General features: G+C 73.9%; 16 protein-coding genes and 3 pseudogenes. 16 read left to right on the top strand and 3 right to left on the bottom strand.

The features are described 5' to 3' along the window. Positions 1-179: 179 nt before the first annotated feature. The 4 genes from MRQ36_RS10770 to MRQ36_RS10755 all read left to right on the top strand — a co-directional run bounded on the left by MRQ36_RS10770 (position 180) and on the right by MRQ36_RS10755 (position 3,740). The gene (locus tag MRQ36_RS10770) at positions 180-965 is read left to right on the top strand and encodes a DeoR/GlpR family DNA-binding transcription regulator (RefSeq protein WP_242801006.1); all 786 of its coding nucleotides are present in this window, start codon (positions 180-182) and stop codon (positions 963-965) included. A 100-nt stretch (positions 966-1,065) separates the two neighbouring features. After that, positions 1,066-2,073, top strand: coding sequence for an ATP-binding cassette domain-containing protein (locus MRQ36_RS10765; RefSeq protein ID WP_278187474.1), 1,008 nt, complete (start codon positions 1,066-1,068; stop codon positions 2,071-2,073). Then, positions 2,070-3,083, top strand: a complete 1,014-nt coding sequence (locus tag MRQ36_RS10760; RefSeq protein ID WP_242794725.1) for an ABC transporter permease subunit — start codon at positions 2,070-2,072, stop codon at positions 3,081-3,083. The genes MRQ36_RS10765 and MRQ36_RS10760 overlap by 4 nt, the downstream gene beginning before the upstream one ends. Before the next feature lie 132 nt (positions 3,084-3,215). Beyond that, complete coding sequence (locus MRQ36_RS10755) at positions 3,216-3,740, top strand: DUF3263 domain-containing protein (protein WP_242794724.1); 525 nt, start codon at positions 3,216-3,218, stop codon at positions 3,738-3,740. A 6-nt stretch (positions 3,741-3,746) separates the two neighbouring features. Here MRQ36_RS10755 and MRQ36_RS10750 read toward each other — a convergent pair whose 3' ends face one another. After that, positions 3,747-3,959: a hypothetical protein gene (locus MRQ36_RS10750; protein WP_242794723.1), complete on the bottom strand. Its 213-nt coding sequence runs from the start codon at positions 3,957-3,959 to the stop codon at positions 3,747-3,749. A 209-nt stretch (positions 3,960-4,168) separates the two neighbouring features. Here MRQ36_RS10750 and MRQ36_RS10745 point away from each other — a divergent pair, with 209 nt between their 5' ends. The 12 genes and pseudogenes from MRQ36_RS10745 to MRQ36_RS10690 all read left to right on the top strand — a co-directional run bounded on the left by MRQ36_RS10745 (position 4,169) and on the right by MRQ36_RS10690 (position 11,539). Further along, complete coding sequence (locus tag MRQ36_RS10745; RefSeq protein WP_242794722.1) at positions 4,169-5,062, top strand: hypothetical protein; 894 nt, start codon at positions 4,169-4,171, stop codon at positions 5,060-5,062. A 102-nt stretch (positions 5,063-5,164) separates the two neighbouring features. Then, positions 5,165-5,716, top strand: coding sequence for a GNAT family N-acetyltransferase (locus tag MRQ36_RS10740; RefSeq protein ID WP_278187473.1), 552 nt, complete (start codon positions 5,165-5,167; stop codon positions 5,714-5,716). A gap of 292 nt (positions 5,717-6,008) precedes the next feature. Continuing rightward, entirely contained in the window at positions 6,009-6,470 is a 462-nt protein-coding gene (locus MRQ36_RS10735; RefSeq protein WP_242794720.1) for a hypothetical protein, read from the top strand. A gap of 2 nt (positions 6,471-6,472) precedes the next feature. Beyond that, positions 6,473-7,675 carry an SRPBCC family protein gene (locus MRQ36_RS10730; protein WP_242794719.1) on the top strand — a complete coding sequence of 401 codons (1,203 nt, stop codon included), beginning with the start codon at positions 6,473-6,475 and terminating at the stop codon, positions 7,673-7,675. A 38-nt stretch (positions 7,676-7,713) separates the two neighbouring features. Next, positions 7,714-7,893: pseudogene (gene gvpJ / locus MRQ36_RS34425) on the top strand (gas vesicle protein GvpJ); the annotation flags it as partial. 205 nt (positions 7,894-8,098) lie between these two features. Then, complete coding sequence (locus MRQ36_RS10720) at positions 8,099-8,875, top strand: GvpL/GvpF family gas vesicle protein (protein WP_242794717.1); 777 nt, start codon at positions 8,099-8,101, stop codon at positions 8,873-8,875. Positions 8,876-8,878: 3 nt separating this feature from the next. Further along, a complete protein-coding gene (locus MRQ36_RS10715) occupies positions 8,879-9,217 on the top strand; it encodes a gas vesicle protein GvpG (protein WP_242794716.1) in 339 nt (112 codons plus the stop codon). Position 9,218: 1 nt separating this feature from the next. Continuing rightward, positions 9,219-9,578: a gas vesicle protein gene (locus tag MRQ36_RS10710; protein WP_242794715.1), complete on the top strand. Its 360-nt coding sequence runs from the start codon at positions 9,219-9,221 to the stop codon at positions 9,576-9,578. 49 nt (positions 9,579-9,627) lie between these two features. After that, positions 9,628-9,780, top strand: a pseudogene (gene gvpJ / locus MRQ36_RS34420) (gas vesicle protein GvpJ); the annotation flags it as partial. Between the two features lie 151 nt (positions 9,781-9,931). Continuing rightward, the gene (locus MRQ36_RS10700; protein WP_242794713.1) at positions 9,932-10,816 is read left to right on the top strand and encodes a GvpL/GvpF family gas vesicle protein; all 885 of its coding nucleotides are present in this window, start codon (positions 9,932-9,934) and stop codon (positions 10,814-10,816) included. 25 nt (positions 10,817-10,841) lie between these two features. Beyond that, positions 10,842-11,189, top strand: coding sequence for a gas vesicle protein (locus MRQ36_RS10695; protein ID WP_242794712.1), 348 nt, complete (start codon positions 10,842-10,844; stop codon positions 11,187-11,189). Next, positions 11,186-11,539, top strand: a complete 354-nt coding sequence (locus MRQ36_RS10690) for a gas vesicle protein K (protein ID WP_242794711.1) — start codon at positions 11,186-11,188, stop codon at positions 11,537-11,539. Before MRQ36_RS10695 ends, MRQ36_RS10690 begins: the two co-directional genes overlap by 4 nt. A gap of 164 nt (positions 11,540-11,703) precedes the next feature. On the opposite strand, the gene MRQ36_RS10685 is transcribed toward MRQ36_RS10690, so the two are convergent. Both MRQ36_RS10685 and MRQ36_RS10680 read right to left on the bottom strand, forming a co-directional pair. Continuing rightward, positions 11,704-12,663, bottom strand: a complete 960-nt coding sequence (locus tag MRQ36_RS10685) for an SMP-30/gluconolactonase/LRE family protein (RefSeq protein WP_242794710.1) — start codon at positions 12,661-12,663, stop codon at positions 11,704-11,706. 84 nt (positions 12,664-12,747) lie between these two features. Then, a pseudogene (locus MRQ36_RS10680) lies at positions 12,748-15,080 on the bottom strand (AAA family ATPase). Between the last annotated feature and the right edge of the window lie 7 nt (positions 15,081-15,087).

Genomic DNA, 15,087 nt, shown 5'->3' with positions numbered 1-15,087 from the left:
GACCCTGCGCAATACGGCTCGTTATGGCCGTCTTTCGCGCGTTATTCTGCGCGAAGCCGGGTGGCCGTGGCAACCAACTCCCACATCGCGCAACCCAGGGTTTTGCGTACCGGTAGTTTCGCGCACTACTGTGCACGCAATCAATCACCGATCGTGCAGAGTCAGTGGAGGCCCCCGCGGTGGACCGGTACGCCCGATGGAACGCCCTGCTGGAAATGCTGACCGACAGCGGGCGGGTGAGCGTGGAGGAGGCGGCGGCGCGGCTCGACGTCTCCCAGGCCACCATCCGGCGTGACTTCGACCAGCTCGCGCAGCAGCAGATGATCACCCGTACCCGGGGTGGCGCGGTGGCCAACGGCGTCTCCTACGACCTGCCGCTGCGCTACAAGACCGCCAAGCACTCGGCCGAGAAGCAGCGGATCGGCGCGGCAGCCGCCGCGCTGGTCACCCCGGGCACCGTGGTCGGCCTCAACGGCGGCACCACCAGCACCGAGGTGGCCCGGGCGCTGGCCGTCCGGCCGGACCTGAACACCAGTGCCGAGGGCGCCCAGCTCACCGTGGTCACCAACGCGCTGAACATCGCCAACGAGCTGCTGGTCCGGTCCCGGATGAAGGTGGTGGTGGCCGGCGGGGTGGTCCGGCCCAAGTCGTTCGAGCTGGTCGGCCCGCTGGGTGGGGCGCTGCTGCGCGAGGTCACCCTGGACGTCGCCCTGCTCGGCGTGGACGCGATCGATCCGCACCTCGGTGCGGCCGCGCACCATGAGGGGGAGGCCGCGATGAACAGCCTGATGGTGGCGCGGGCCAAGCGGGTGGTGGTCATCGCCGACTCGTCCAAGCTGGGCGGTCACGCCTTCGCCCGGATCTGCCCGGTGGACCGGGTGGAGACCCTGGTCACCGACTCCGGCGCGGCCCCGGCGGTGGTGCAGGCGTTCCGCGACGCGGGAGTACACGTCATCTGCGCCTGAGGCGAATCCGGGAAAACCCCGATGCATACCGGGTATTGTCAGCGCCTGCATACCGCGTATGGTGTCGTGCTGTCACCGGAACTCATCGGGGGAGGTCAGCTTGTCGGCTGTCCTGGAGATAGAAGGTCTCCGCAAGACGTACCGGAGCCGTCGGCGCGGCACGCGACACGCGCTCGACGGCTTCGACATGCGGGTCGAGGCGGGGCAGGTGCACGGCTTCCTCGGTCCGAACGGCTCGGGCAAGACCACCACCCTGCGTACGCTGCTCGGCCTGATCCGGCCCAACGGTGGCCGGATGGCCATCCTCGGCCAGGAGGTGCCCCGGGCGCTGCCCACGGTCGCCAGCCAGGTCGGGGCCATCGTGGAGAGTCCGCAGTTCTTCCCGCACTTCTCCGCCCGCGACACCCTGGGCCTGCTCGCCGGTGCCGGCCGGCTGCCCCGGCAGCGGGTCGACGAGGTGCTGGAACTGGTCGGTCTGCGGGACCGCGCCGGCGAGCGGGTGAAGACCTACTCGCTCGGCATGAAACAGCGGCTCGCCGTCGCCTCGGCCCTGCTCAAGGACCCGAAGCTGCTCATCCTCGACGAGCCGGCCAACGGCCTCGACCCGGGCGGCATCCGGGAGATGCGGTCGCTGATGCGGGACCTGGCCGAAGCCGGGATGACGGTGGTGCTCTCCAGCCACATCCTCGGCGAGATCCAGCTCATCTGCGACTCGGTCACCATCATCTCGCTGGGTCGCCGGGTCGCCTTCGGCCCCGTCGACCAGGTGCTCGCGGAGCACTCGCAGCAGAGCGTCCGGGTACGCCTGGAGGCGGTCACCGACCTGCCGCAGGCCGCCGACACGCTCACCCGGGCCGGGCTGCGGGTCACCGCCGCGCCCGACCACCTGATGCTCGCCGGGGTCGAGAAGCCGGCCGCCGTCAGTCGGCTCCTCGCCGAGCAGGGGCTCTATGTCAGCGAGCTGGCCCCGATCGCGGTCGACCTGGAGAGCGTCTTCCTCGAACTGACCGCCACCGCGCCGGTACCCGGCCAGCACCGGCAGGTCGACCAGTCCACGAAGGTCGGTGAGCCGGGCCAGGCCGGCAGCCGGGGAGGTTGGGGCGCATGAGCCTGTACGTCACCGAACTGCGCCGGCTGGCCAAGCGCCGGCTCACCCGGCTGTTGCTGGTGCTGCTCGTCCTCGGGCTGGCCGGCATCGCCACCGCCTTCACCTTCTCCAGCCACAAGCTCTCCCCGGCGGTCGTCGCGCAGGCTCAGGCGAAGGCCGACGCCGACTACCGCCAGGCGGTCAAGGAGTGGGAACGGTCGATCGTCGAGTGCGACGCCGCGGCCAAGCGGGGCGAGCAGACCGAGGAGCGGTACGGCCCCGACTGCGGCCGGCAGTGGCAGCCGCAACCGGACATGTTCGACCCGAAGTGGAACCTGCCCTACCAGTTCGACTTCCGCAGCGAGTTCGCCAACTTCATCGCCGTCTTCGCCGGTGCCGTGGCGCTCTTCGCGTTCCTGGTCGGCGCCTCCTTCGTGGGGGCCGAGTGGAGCACCGGCGGGATGATGAACCTGCTGCTCTGGCGGCCGAAACGGCTCGCCGTGCTCGGCACCAAGTTGGCCGCCGTGCTCACCGCCGTGTCCGGGCTGACCGTGCTGCTCGGCGCGCTGTGGACGGCGGCCTTCTGGCTGATCGGCACCTATCGGGGCAGCACCGCGAAGGTCACCTCCGAGGTCTGGCAGTCCACCGCGATCAGCGGCGTCCGGGCCCTGGCCCTGGTGCTGGCGGTCGCCGCCGTCTCCTTCGCCCTCGCCTCCCTGGGCCGGCACACCGCGATGGCGCTCGGCGTCGCGGTCGGCCTCGGCGTGATCAGCGAGATCGGCATCCGGATCGCCGTGTCGATGGCGGGCGTGCGCTTCGGGGACCGCTACGTGCTGTCCACCTATGCGCTGGCCTGGTTCGAGAAGCAGTGGAAGCTGATCGACTACCGGTCCTGCGACTTCGTGCAGGGGCAGTGCACCCCCAAGGAGATGCTGGTGACCTGGCAGGACTCGGCACTGGTGTTCGGGGTGGGCACCGCCGTGGTGCTGGTCGCGGCGTTCTGGATGATGCGGCGTCGGGACATCTCCTGACGCGTGGTCGCCGCGGTCGCCGACCGTGACCGACGCGGACGTCGCGTCCGGTGCGACCGGGGCGGGCCCTGGTTAGGCTGGGGTCCCCCCGGTCGGTGCCGTCGTGCCCGGCCCCGCCTCCCGAGGAGCGCCATGCCCGCCGACGCCGCCACGGCCGCCGACCGGCCCGAGCCGTCCGGCCGGGTCGACGTCGGGCGCCGCGAGGGCACGACGGTGGTCCCCCCACCACGGTCCGCCCCGGAGGCCGGCCCGACCCCGGTGGTGGAGGCCGATCCGGTCCGGACCGTCGAGGCCGATCCGGCCGACGGGTCGACGTACCCCGACGATCTGACCGGCGCGGACGCCGCGCCGGACGACACCGACGCCGCGCCCGACGGGTCGGATGCCCGGCCGGACGGGGCCGGCGCCGCGCCGGACGGGCCGGCGGATCGGCTCACCGAGCGGGAACGGCGGATCCTCGCCTTCGAACAGCAGTGGTGGAAACACGCCGGCGCCAAGGAACAGGCGATCCGGGACACCTTCGGCCTCTCCGCGACCCGCTACTACCAGCTGCTCAACGGATTGCTGGACCAGCCGGCCGCGCTGGCCGCCGAGCCGGTGCTGATCGGGCGGCTGCGCCGGCTGCGTTCCTCCCGGGCCCGCAACCGGCGGCGCTGACCGGCCTCACTTCTCGTAGGTGCGCAGCCCGTTGCCGATGGCGAAGAAGGTCGGCGCCCACTCCCCGATGAAGATGCCCCAGCGGTCCGCCCGGGCGACACCGGCCCGCTCCAGGTGCTTGGAGAGGAACCAGCTGGTGAAGGAGAGCCCGATGCTCACGAACCCGGCGAGGTAGGCGTGCTCCGCCTTGAGCCCCGACTCGTGCAACCGTTCCAACATGACGATTCCCCCTGTCGCGTCGACGGCCTCCGGGCGTGACCGGCCGCCGTGCCGGCTCCGGTGGGGTGGCGGCCCGGACGGCCAACCAGAACTGACGCTACCGTGAGTCGTCGGGTGATGCCGCTGGGTTGACGGAGGCCGCCGGCGGTCCGCGTCCGCATGTCGCCGGCCGGGCCGGGTAGGCGGGCGGCGACGGAGGGAGTGGACGGATGGGGGCACCGGACCGCCGGTACCTGACCGGGAGCCGACCGGCGCGACCCGTCGGGGCGGCACCGATGATGCGGGTACGCTCCGCCTCCGCCCCGGCCCCCGGCCGGCCGGAGAACGAGGACCTGGTGTTCCGGTTCGGCCCGCTGGTCGGGGTGCTCGACGGGGCGACCGTGCCGGACGGCTTCGACACCGGCTGCGTACACGGACCGGCCTGGTTGGTGCGGCACCTCGCCGCCCGGATCGGCCTGGCGGTCGCCGCCCGACCGGCCGCGACGCTGATGAGCAGCCTCGCCGCGGCGATCCTGGCGGTCCGCGCCGACCACGGCGACGCCTGCGACCTGGACCATCCGGGCACCCCGTCGGCCACCGTCTGCCTGCTGCGCGAGGGCGGGGAACAGGTGGACTACCTGGTGCTCTGCGACAGTCCGCTGGTGCTGGACGCGGGCGGCGAGGTGAGCGTGGTCTCCGACGACCGGCTGGACACGGCGATGGCGGACCTGCGGCGGCTCGCCGCCGAGCTGCCCGGGGACGACCCTGCGGCCCGGTTCCGCCGGGCGGTGACCGCGCAGCGGGAACGGATGAACCGGACGCACGGCTACTGGGCGGCGGCCACCGACCCGGACGCGGCGTACCACGCGCTGACCGGGACGCTGCCGCTGCACGGGCCGGGTGCGTTGCGCCGGGCGGCGCTGCTCAGCGACGGGGCCTCCTGCGCGGTGGAGCAGTTCGGGCTCTTCGACTGGGCCGGCCTGCTCGACGTCACAGTCGCCGAGGGGCCGGCCGGGCTGATCGACCGGGTCCGGTCCGCCGAACGCGACCACCCGGACCGGCTGCGCCGGTTCAAGCGCGCCGACGACGCCTCGGTGGTGCTCTGCGAGTTCGGTCCGGCCTGACGTCGCCGTACCGGCCTCCGCCGTCGACAGCGGAGCGTGACGCGGATTACGGGGCCGGTCCGACCGGCCGGTACCTTCCGCCGGACCGGCAGTCCGGGCCGGATGGGGTGGACTGGGGCCGCCAGGCGCGGCAGACTGCGGCACGTGACGGGTGCGGTACGGCTGGAGCCGGTGAGCGAGGGGAACCTGGAGCCGTTGCTGTCGGTAGCGGCGGCCGAGGCGGAACCGGACGACGTCATGCCCCCGGTCGACGCGCCGGCCGGCTGGTCCACCGCCCGCCGCGACGCGTTCCGGGAGTTCCACCGCGCCCACTTCGCCGGCCTCGCCGGCCCGACCGGGACCCAGATGTACGCCATCCTCGCCGGCGGTGAGGTGGTCGGCATGGTCCGGATGGCCCGCTGCGACGAGCCGGGGACCGTCGAGACGGGGATGTGGCTGGGCCGGTCGGCGCGGGGTCAGGGACTCGGCGCGGCGGCGCTGCGGGAACTGCTCCACCTGGCCGCCGCGGCCGGTATGCACACCGTCGTGGCGCGGACCACCCCGGACAACGCGGGCGCCATTTCGGTACTCCGTAAATGTGGCGCGAAATTGCACGAAGATGACGGCTCGGTGCTCGCGCAGATTTGCCTGGACGCCGCTCTCCCGGCCGTCTGACGTTTTTCCGCTCGCCTGGCGGCTATCGCGTAGTCCCTGCTGGGCGCGATCCCGCTGACCGCTTTGCGCTTGTATGTCACCCCTGTCGCGGGCCATCCCTTTGTGCCGTGACGAGTCTGTCGGTAATGGCGCGGAAATGTTTTGTGGATATGGCTGCGGGTAGTGACGGCCGGGTCCGCTTGAGCGGGACGCCCGTCCGCAGGCCATTTTTGCGCTATTCCCCGGTAGCTGTTTCTCGGCCGGCTCGACGTGGTGACGGGAGTCCCGTACGCCGGGGAGCGAAGGAGAACTGATGAAGAGCGGAGCTCGGATCGCGTTGGCGGTCGGCCTCGGTTACGTCCTCGGCCGCCGGAAGAAGTTGCGTACCGCCCTCACCCTGGGCGCGGCGGTGGCCGCCGGACGGGCCAGCAAGAACCCCGGCGGACTGCTGAAGTACGGCACGGACCTGCTGAACAGCACCCCCCAGCTGGGCAACCTCGGCAAGCTGGGCGCCCCCCTCGCCACGGCCGGCAAGGCCGCCGCGACCGCCGCCGCCGGCAGCGGCATCGACGCCCTCAGCGGCCGGCTGCGGGGCAGCGCCGACGCGCTGCGCCGGAAGTCCGGTGCCGCACAGCCCGACGACGCCTCCGACGAGCGCTCCGCGCCGGACGAGGAGCAGGAACTGGCGGACCAGCCCGAGGCCCGGGACGACCTCGACCAGGACGACTCGGACGAGCGGCAGCCGGCCGTCGCCCGCCGGCAGCGGGGGCGGTGACCATGGCAGCGACGACGAACCTCGCCGACAAGGCGCGTGACCAGCTCGGCGGTGAACTGCGCAACCTGGCGTCCGCGATCGGTGAGCGGGCCGTGACGGTGGTGACCGAGCGGCTCACCGGCGCGACCGGTCGGCTCAGTGAGTACGCGAAGTCCGGCGGTGGCCCCGGTCTGATCGCCGCCGCCACCGGCGCGCAGAAGCTCGCCGAGGGCCACTCCCCGATGAAGGCCATGTTCCATGCCGGCCTCGCCGGCGGTAAGGAGAAACTCATGTCGGCGTTCGGCGGCGGCAAGGGTGGCAAGGGCGGCGGCAAGAAGCTCAAGGTCACCAACATCGTCGAGACCATCGAGGTCGGCGTGCCGGTCCGGGTCGCCTACAACCAGTGGACCACCTTCGGTGACTTCCCGAGCTTCATGAAGAAGGTCGAGCTGGCGGAGAACTCCGAAGACGAGAAGATGAACTGGAAGGCGCAGATCTTCTGGTCGCACCGCAGCTGGGAGTCGACGATCATCCGGCAGATCCCGGACCGGTTGATCCACTGGCGGTCCAAGGGCGAGAAGGGCTCCGTCGACGGCACGGTCAGCTTCCACGAGGTCGGCCCGGAGCTGACGAAGATCCTGGTCGTGCTGGAGTACCACCCGAAGGGCCTCTTCGAGCACACCGGCAACCTGTGGCGGGCCCAGGGCCGGCGGGTGCGGCTGGAGTTGAAGCACTTCGTCCGGCACGTGATGACGCAGACCGTGCTCGACCCGGACTCGGTCGAGGGCTGGCGCGGCGAGATTGAGGACTCCCAGGTGGTCAAGGACCACGAGACCGCGCTCCAGGAGGAGCAGGAGGCCCGCGAGCAGCAGCAGCAGGGCCGGGCCGAGGAGGCCGAGGAGCCCGAGGCGGCGGAGGAGCCCGAGGAGGAGCGCCGGCCCGCCGAGCGTGGCCGCCGTCGGGCGCCGCAGCGTCGTCGTCCCCCCGAGGAGGAGGAGTACGACGAGTACGAGGAGGGCGAGGACTTCGACGAGGGCTACGACGAGGAGGAGCCCGAGGAGGAGCGGCCTCCGGTGCGCCGCCGCCAGCCGGAGCGGGCGCGCCGCCCGCAGCCGCGCGAGGAGCGGGAGCCGCGTGAGGAGCGTCCCCGCCCGGCCGCCCGTCGGGCCCCCGAGCCGCCCCGTCGTCCGGTGGTCCGCCGCCGGCGTGAGGAGCGTGGCGAATGACGGTTGCGACGACGAGCAGCGGTCAGGGCGGTGGCGCCCTGGAACGGGGCGGTGGCGGCGGGGGAAGCCTCGCCGACGTGGTGGAGACGGTGCTGGACAAGGGCGTGGTGATCGACGCGCAGGTGTCGATCGCCGTGGTCGGCATCAACCTCCTGGAGATCAACGCCCGGATCGTGATCGCCAGCGTGGAGACGTACCTGCGGTTCGCCGAGGCGGTCGACCGGTACGACATCACCCCGAAGGGCACCAAGGGGCTGCCCGACCTGGTGGGCGACGCCGCCGGGGCGGCGACCAAGGGCAAGGCCATCTCCGGCCTGGGCAAGGCCGCGCAGGAGATCAGCGGCGCGGTGGCCGAGTCGATCAGCGACCGCGCCGAGCGCAAGCGGGACCGTCCGCGTCGCCGCCGGGGCGAGGAGGGCTGAGATGACCGACGAGCAGACTCCGCCGGCCGACGAGACCGGCCTGTTCATCTACGGCATCGTGCCGTCCGACGTGGAGCCGACCCCCGACGCGGAGGGGGTCGGCACCCCGCCGGGCGAGATCACCGCCGTCCGGCACGGCGACCTGACCGCCCTGGTCAGCGAGGTCGGGCTGGAGGAGCCGATGGGTCGGCCCGCCGACCTGACCGCGTACCAGACGCTGCTGGACGGCACGGCGGCGGTCGCGCCGGTGCTGCCGGTCCGGTTCGGCACGGTGGTGACCGGGCCGGACGCGGTGGCCGACCTGTTGGAGGCGCACCACGAGCGGTTCGCCGCCGCGCTCGACGAGTTCGAGGACCGGCTCCAGTACACGGTGCACGGGCGCTTCGACGAGGCGGAGCTGATCAGCGAGGTGCTGGCCGCCGACGCGGGTGCCGCCGCACTGGCCGACCAGGTACGCGGCCGGCCGGAGGCGGAGAGCCGGGAGCAGCGGATCCGGCTCGGCGAGATGATCAGCCAAGCGGTGGAGCTGCGCCGGGAGGCGGAGAACCGCGAGCTGGTCGAGGCGCTCACCCCGTACGCGGTGGCGAACGCGCCCCGCCAACCGAGCAGTGAACTGGACGCGGTGAACGTGGCCTTCCTGGTCGGCGCGGACGACGAGGAGGAGTTCGTCCGGGCGGTGGAGGACTTCGCCGAGCAGCGTCGGGACCTGATCCGGATGCGACTGCTCGGCCCGCTGGCCCCGTACGACTTCGTGAGCGCGCACCAGCTGGTGGAGTGACCCATGGACATCCTGTGGGCGTTGCTGACCCTGCCGTACGCACCCGTGCGGGGGCTGACCTCGGTGGTCAAGGTGATCGCCCGGGAGGCGGAGACCCGGCAGTACAACCCGGTCAACATCCGGCACGAGCTGGAGGAGCTGGACCGGGCGGCGGCGGCCGGCGACATCACGCCCGAGGAACGGGACCGGGGCCAGCAGCAGGTGCTGGACCGGTTGACCACCCCGGCCGGCGGCACCGGACGTACGCCGTCCCGGCCCGCCGGCCCGGGTCGCCGGCCGCCCCCGGCCCGGCGTCGGTCCACGGACGGACGGGCTGACCAGGACCGCCGGCGAGGGAGATGAGATGACGGGAGTACGGATCCGCGGCGACGGCGACCGGGAGCGGTGGCGGGACCGGGGCGGCCGGGAGGAGCCCGACCGGTACGCCGACGACGAGGACTACGAGCCGGTCACGGCCGCCGAGGCCGCCCGGGAGGGGCTGCGCCAGCTCGTCGGGCTGACCGGCAGGGACCCGCTCGGGATCACCTCGATCCAGCCCACCGACGACGGCTGGCTGGTCGGGGTGGAGGTGGTCGAGGACCACCGGATCCCGGCGTCGACCGACCTGCTCGGCCTCTACGAGGTCGAGCTGGACATGGCGGGCAGCCTGCTCGGCTACCGGCGGACCCGCCGCTACCAGCGCGGCAAGGGGGACGTGAGCTGAGATGACGACTCCACGACCTTCCCCGGTGGTGCAGAACAGCGGCCAGGTGATGGGTGCCGGGCACGAGCCGGCGAACCTGGGCGACATCCTCGAACGGGTCCTCGACCGGGGCATCGTGATCGCCGGCGACATCCGGGTCAGCCTGCTCGACATCGAGCTGCTGACGCTCAAGCTGCGGCTGGTGATCGCCTCGGTGGACACCGCGCGGCAGATCGGCATCGACTGGTGGGAGCACGACCCGTGGCTCAGTTCCCGGGCCCGGCCGCCCGTCGAGCCCGGCCCTCGCGACCCGGAGGAGGTGGAGGCGTCCCGGCGTCCCCGGGTCGCCGCCCGCGCCCTGAGGGAGGAACGGAATGAGTACGACCGCTGAGTCCACCTCGGCGGACGCCGCCCTCGGGGTCGGCGCCTGGCTGCACGGGGTGGCCCGCGAGGTCGACCCGCAGACGCTCGGCGGGATCACCGGGATGGACGGCACGCCGGTCCGCGCGGTCCGCGCCGCCGGCCTGGTCGCCGTCGTCAGCAGCGCCCCGCTAACCGAGTACGGCGAGGAGCCGCTGCGCCGCAACCTGGAGGACCTGGCCTGGCTGGAGCGGGCCGCCCGGGCCCACCACGCGGTGGTGGACGCGCTGTCCCGGGCGGGCGCGGTGGTGCCGGCCCGGCTGGCCACCGTGCACCGCGACGACGAGCGGGTCGCCCGGGTGCTGACCGAGCGGCGCGCCGAGCTGACCGCCACCCTCGCCCGGCTCACCGGCCGCGAGGAGTGGGGCGTCAAGGGGTACGTGGTGCCCGGCGCGACGCCCCGGACCGAGGAACCGGTCGGCGGGGGCGGGGCCGGTGCGGCGTACCTGCGGCGGCGGCGGGCCCAGCTCACCGCCCGGGAGGAGGGGCAGCGGATCGCGGCGGAGGCGTCCAGCGCCGTGCACACCGCCCTCGCCGGGTACGCGGTCGCCGCCCGCCGGCACGCCCCGCAGGACCGGCGGCTCTCCGGGGCGGCCACCGCGATGGTGCTCAACGGCGCGTACCTGGTCGACCGGGCCGCGCTGGACGGTTTCGCGGCGCTGGTCGGCGAGCTGGCCGAGCGGCACCCGGAGCTGCGGCTGGAGCTGACCGGCCCGTGGCCGCCGTACTCCTTCGTGGCGGAACCCTCGGCGGACCCGGTGCCCGCGGACCCGGTGCGCGGAGAGTCGACGCACGCGGAGCCGACGCATGCCGAACCGGCGCGCGGGGAGCCGGTGTGACCGGGGTTTGGGGGCCGGGATGGGGGTGACCTCGCTCGCGCCGAGCAGCGCCGACGATCCGCTGGCCCACCACCAGGTGGCCCTGGTCGACCTGCTGGACCGGGTGCTGGCCACCGGCGTGGTGATCAGCGGCGACATCACCCTGGCCATCGCCGACATCGACCTGGTCCGGATCTCGCTGCGCGCGCTGGTCGCCTCCGTCGGCGCGCTCGCCCCGCCGGAGCTGCCCGCCCCGCCCACCCCGCTCGGGTCGCCGGAGTTGCCCGGCGGGCTGGCGTCGCCGGAGTTGCCCGGCGGGCTGGCGTCGCCGGAGCTGCCCGGCGGGCTCGCGTCGCCGGAGTTGCCCGGTGCGGCGGCGGAGGGGACGTCGTGACCGGCCGGGACGAGGCGGCTGAACTGGCCGCCGTGCTGGGGGAGCCGCAGTGGGAGAAGCCCCGGGTCCGGCCGCTGGACCGTCGGCTGGCCGTCGACGCCGACTCGGTCGAGCGGGGCCTGGCCAGCCTGGTGCTCACCGTCGTCGAGCTGCTCCGCCAGCTCATGGAGCGCCAGGCCCTGCGCCGCGTCGACCTGGGTGACCTCACCGACGACCAGATCGAACGCGTCGGCGCCACCCTGATGGCGCTGGAGGAGCAGATGACCCACCTGCGCGACTACTTCGGCCTCTCCCCCGAAGACCTCAACCTCGACCTGGGCCCCCTCGGCCCCCTCCTCCCCACCGACTGATCCCTTCCCCGGGCCTCGCCTCCCCGGCGGTGAACCCCCGGGCCTCGCGTCCCCGGCGGTGAGCGCCCCGGTGATCATGAGGTTGACGGCGTTGTAGATCTCCATGACTGCCGCCAACCCCATGATCACCGGGTCGGGGAGGTGAGGGGAGGGGTCAGGGAGGGTCAGGCGGGGAGGCGGATGATGTCGTAGTCGGTCTCGGGGGTCTGGTCGGTGTCGAAGCGGGCGTTGACCACGTAGAGGGCGTTGCCGAAGAGGTCGGCGGTGGTGGGGACGCGGAGTTCGGGGCCGGTGGTCTCGTGGGTGACGGTGCCCCGGGTGAAGGTGGGGTCGAGCCGGATCTCGACGACCATGTTGGTCAGGTTGCGCACCACCCAGAGGGTGTGGCCGCGGCGGACCAGGCCGTCGGCGCGCTCGACGGAATAGCCACCCAGGTCCACCAGGCGGCTGGCGCCGGTCACCGGGTCCACCCGGACCAGCCGGCCGGGGAGCATCTGCGCCACCAGCAGGTCACCGTCGGGCAGCGCCACGATCCCGTTGTGGTAGGCGTCCGGCACCGCCGCCGGACCGGTCAGCGGCAACTCCCGGACCGCCGACGCGGCGGGCAGCCGACCGCCCGGCCCGAGCGGTACGACGTACAGCACCGGCCGGGCGGAGTCGGTGAAGTACACCGCCCGCTCCGTGATCACCAGGTCGTTGACCAGGCTGCCGGGTCGGTCGGTGAACCGGTAGCGGGCCAGCAGGGCACCGGTCCGCGCGTCGTACACGCTGGCGGCGCCGCCGGAGAAGTCGGCCGTCCAGAGCCGACCGGACCGGTCGAGCTTCACGCCCGCCTTGTCGGTGCCGGGCACCCCGGGGATCAGCACCTCGCCGCGTCCGGTCCGCAGGTCACCGCGCCAGACCGCGCCGTCGAGGATCGAGGTGACGTAGACCGTGCCGCCGCGCCCCACGGTGAGGCCCTCGGGGGTGAAGCCGTCGGGCAGCGGGATCCGGGACGGGAACGGGCGGACGGCCCCCGCGGCCGCCGCCGGCTCGACCGGGGTGAGGACAGCCGTACCGGGCAGGGTGAGGACGGTTGCCGCCGCCACCAGTCTGAGCAGCATCGGGAAGCGAGAAACACGCATGCACATCACCGCCTGATCGGACGGTGGGCCTCTCCGACGAGACCCACTCTCCTGATCAGACGGTCGAGCCGTCGCGGGAGGTTGTCAGCCGGCCCGCTGCTGCGCGTACGCCGCCAGCCAGGCCACCTGGCCGGGGTCGAGGGAGGGGCGGACCCGGGCGCGGGCCGCCGCGACGTGGGCGGTGGTGACGGTGGCGGCGGTGAGGGACTCGCGCATCGCGGCCAGGGCGGACTCGCGGACCAGGGCCGCGCAGTCGGCGGCCGAGAAGCCGTCCAACTCCTCGCCCAGCCCGGCCAGGTCCACGTCCGGTGCGAGCGGCACGTTCCGGGCGGCGGCGCGCAGGATCTCCGCCCGGGCCGGCCCGTCCGGCGGCGGTACGTAGACCAGCCGCTCCAACCGGCCCGGACGCAGTAGCGCCGGGTCGACCAGGTCGGGGCGGTTGGTCGCGCCGACCACCACCACGTTGCGCAGCGTCTCCACCCCGTCCAGCTCGGTCAGCAGCGCGGCGACCACCCGGTCGGTCGTACCCCCGTCGGTGGCCTGACCGCGCACCGGGGCCAGGGCGTCCATCTCGTCCAGGAAGACCAGTGTGGGCGCGGCCTCGCGGGCCCGGCGGAACAGCTCCCGGACCGCGCGCTCGCTCTCGCCCACCCACTTCGAGAGCAGCTCCGCGCCCTTCACCGACAGCACGTTCGCCCGCCCCGACCCGGCGAGCGCGGTGACCAGGTAGGTCTTGCCGCAGCCGGGCGGCCCGTAGAGCAGCACGCCCCGGGGCGGCTGCACGCCGAGCCGGGCGAAGGTGTCCGGATAGGTCAGCGGCCAGAGCACCGACTCGGTCAGCGTCTCCTTCACCTCGTGCAGGCCGCCCACGTCGTCCAGGGTCACCGAGGCCAGTTCCAGGCTCGCCGAGCCGGCCATCGTGGTCGGGCGGACCACCTCCAGCGCGGCGTCGAGGTCGGCCATCGCCACCGTCGGTGACTCGGCCGACCTCTGCCGCAGCGCCGCCCGTACCCCGGCCTCCCGGACCAGCGCCGCCAGGTCCGCCGCGACGAACCCCGGCGTACGCCCGGCGACCTCGTCCAGCCGGACGTCCTCGGCGAGCGGCACCTGCCGGGTCAGCACGGTCAACTGTTCGCGGCGCATCGGCTGGTCCGGCAGCGGCACGGTGATCCGCAGCGAGAGCAGGTCGGGAGCGCGCAACGCGGGGTCCACGGACTCCGGCCGGCCGGTGGTGCAGACGACCGCCGCCCCGGCCCGTACGGTCTCGGCGAGCACCTGCCGGAACACGGTGGCCAGCGGGCCCGGCTCGTCGGCCGGGGCGAGCGCCTCCACGTCGGTGACCAGCAGGACGGCGGGCCCGTCGGCGCGTACCGCCTCGGCGGCGGCGCGCAGCCGGGCCGCCGCGGCGTCGTTGGTCAACGCCGCCAGCTCCGGTGCCCAGAGCGGCGCAGGTAGACCCGGGCGCGTACCCGGGCGGCGACCGCCCGGACCAGCGCCGACTTGCCCGAGCCGGCCGGCCCGCTCAGCAGCACACCCAGCGACACGGTGGTGCCCAGCCGGCCCAGCACCTCGCGGTGGTGGAAGCCGAGGTCGAGCAGTTCGGTCAGCTGGTCGGCCTGCGCCCGCAGCCCGGGCAGCTCGTCGACGCTCGGCGCCCCGTCCGGCCCGACCAGCTCCGGTGCGCCGTCCGCCCCGGCCTGGTCCGGTGCCCCGTCCGCTCCGACCCGCGCCGGTGCGTCGTCCGGCCGGACCCGCTCCGGTGTCCCGGCCGGGCCGCCGGGTGGCGGTGCGTCGGTCAGCCGGCCGGTGCTGTCCTGGCCGACCGGCCCGGAACCGCGGGTGGCGGTGCCGTCGTCCCAGCCGACCACGGTGTCCATGGTGACCAGCGTCCCGGCGGCCGGCTCGACGGCGACCACGGTGAGCAGGGTGCTGGTCCAGGCATAGCCGACGGCGCTGGCGAGGCTGCGCCGGGCCGCCTCGACGAGGCTGCGCACCGGGGCGTCCGGGAGCACGTCCCGGGGCAGCAGCGACACGTCGTCCCCGGCGGTGACGACCTTGCCGAGCAGCGCCAGCCGCAGCATCTCCGGGGAGACCGCGGCGACGATCTCCGCCGGGCCGGTCAGGGTGACCCGGCGGGCGGGGGTGACCGGCAGCGGGCTCACCGTCACCTGCCCGCCGTCGCGCAGGCCCAGGTTGCCCAGGAGCAGGTCGTCGGCGTACAGCAGGGCGGTGCTCGCGTTCCGGTCGGCCGGGGCCGCGATGCCGGCGGTCACCCGGCGGCCGGCCAGGCGTACCGGGTCGCCGGGGCGCAGCGCGAGCGCGGTCAGCACCTCGGGGTGCAGGCGGACCACGCCGCGCCGGGCGTCCAGCGCGGCCGGTCGCAGGCTCGCGGTCAGGGTGAGGTCGGGTTCCGCCACCGCCCGA

Origin of the sequence: Micromonospora sp. R77 (assembly GCF_022747945.1) — a bacterium.
Classification (GTDB): domain Bacteria; phylum Actinomycetota; class Actinomycetes; order Mycobacteriales; family Micromonosporaceae; genus Micromonospora.
Note: the sequence above shows the minus strand (reverse complement) of the source record. Positions and strands in the feature narration are given on the sequence as shown.

Excerpts from the sequence above, each read along its gene's own strand:
- MRQ36_RS10760 (WP_242794725.1), top strand. The coding sequence starts at position 2,070 with ATGAGCCTGTACGTCACCGAACTGCGCCGGCTGGCCAAGCGCCGGCTC.
- MRQ36_RS10755 (WP_242794724.1), top strand. The coding sequence starts at position 3,216 with ATGCCCGCCGACGCCGCCACGGCCGCCGACCGGCCCGAGCCGTCCGGC.
- MRQ36_RS10750 (WP_242794723.1), bottom strand. The coding sequence starts at position 3,959 with ATGTTGGAACGGTTGCACGAGTCGGGGCTCAAGGCGGAGCACGCCTAC.
- MRQ36_RS10745 (WP_242794722.1), top strand. The coding sequence starts at position 4,169 with ATGGGGGCACCGGACCGCCGGTACCTGACCGGGAGCCGACCGGCGCGA.
- MRQ36_RS10740 (WP_278187473.1), top strand. The coding sequence starts at position 5,165 with ATGGGGTGGACTGGGGCCGCCAGGCGCGGCAGACTGCGGCACGTGACG.
- MRQ36_RS10735 (WP_242794720.1), top strand. The coding sequence starts at position 6,009 with ATGAAGAGCGGAGCTCGGATCGCGTTGGCGGTCGGCCTCGGTTACGTC.
- MRQ36_RS10730 (WP_242794719.1), top strand. The coding sequence starts at position 6,473 with ATGGCAGCGACGACGAACCTCGCCGACAAGGCGCGTGACCAGCTCGGC.
- MRQ36_RS10720 (WP_242794717.1), top strand. The coding sequence starts at position 8,099 with ATGACCGACGAGCAGACTCCGCCGGCCGACGAGACCGGCCTGTTCATC.
- MRQ36_RS10715 (WP_242794716.1), top strand. The coding sequence starts at position 8,879 with ATGGACATCCTGTGGGCGTTGCTGACCCTGCCGTACGCACCCGTGCGG.
- MRQ36_RS10710 (WP_242794715.1), top strand. The coding sequence starts at position 9,219 with ATGACGGGAGTACGGATCCGCGGCGACGGCGACCGGGAGCGGTGGCGG.
- MRQ36_RS10700 (WP_242794713.1), top strand. The coding sequence starts at position 9,932 with ATGAGTACGACCGCTGAGTCCACCTCGGCGGACGCCGCCCTCGGGGTC.
- MRQ36_RS10685 (WP_242794710.1), bottom strand. The coding sequence starts at position 12,663 with ATGCGTGTTTCTCGCTTCCCGATGCTGCTCAGACTGGTGGCGGCGGCA.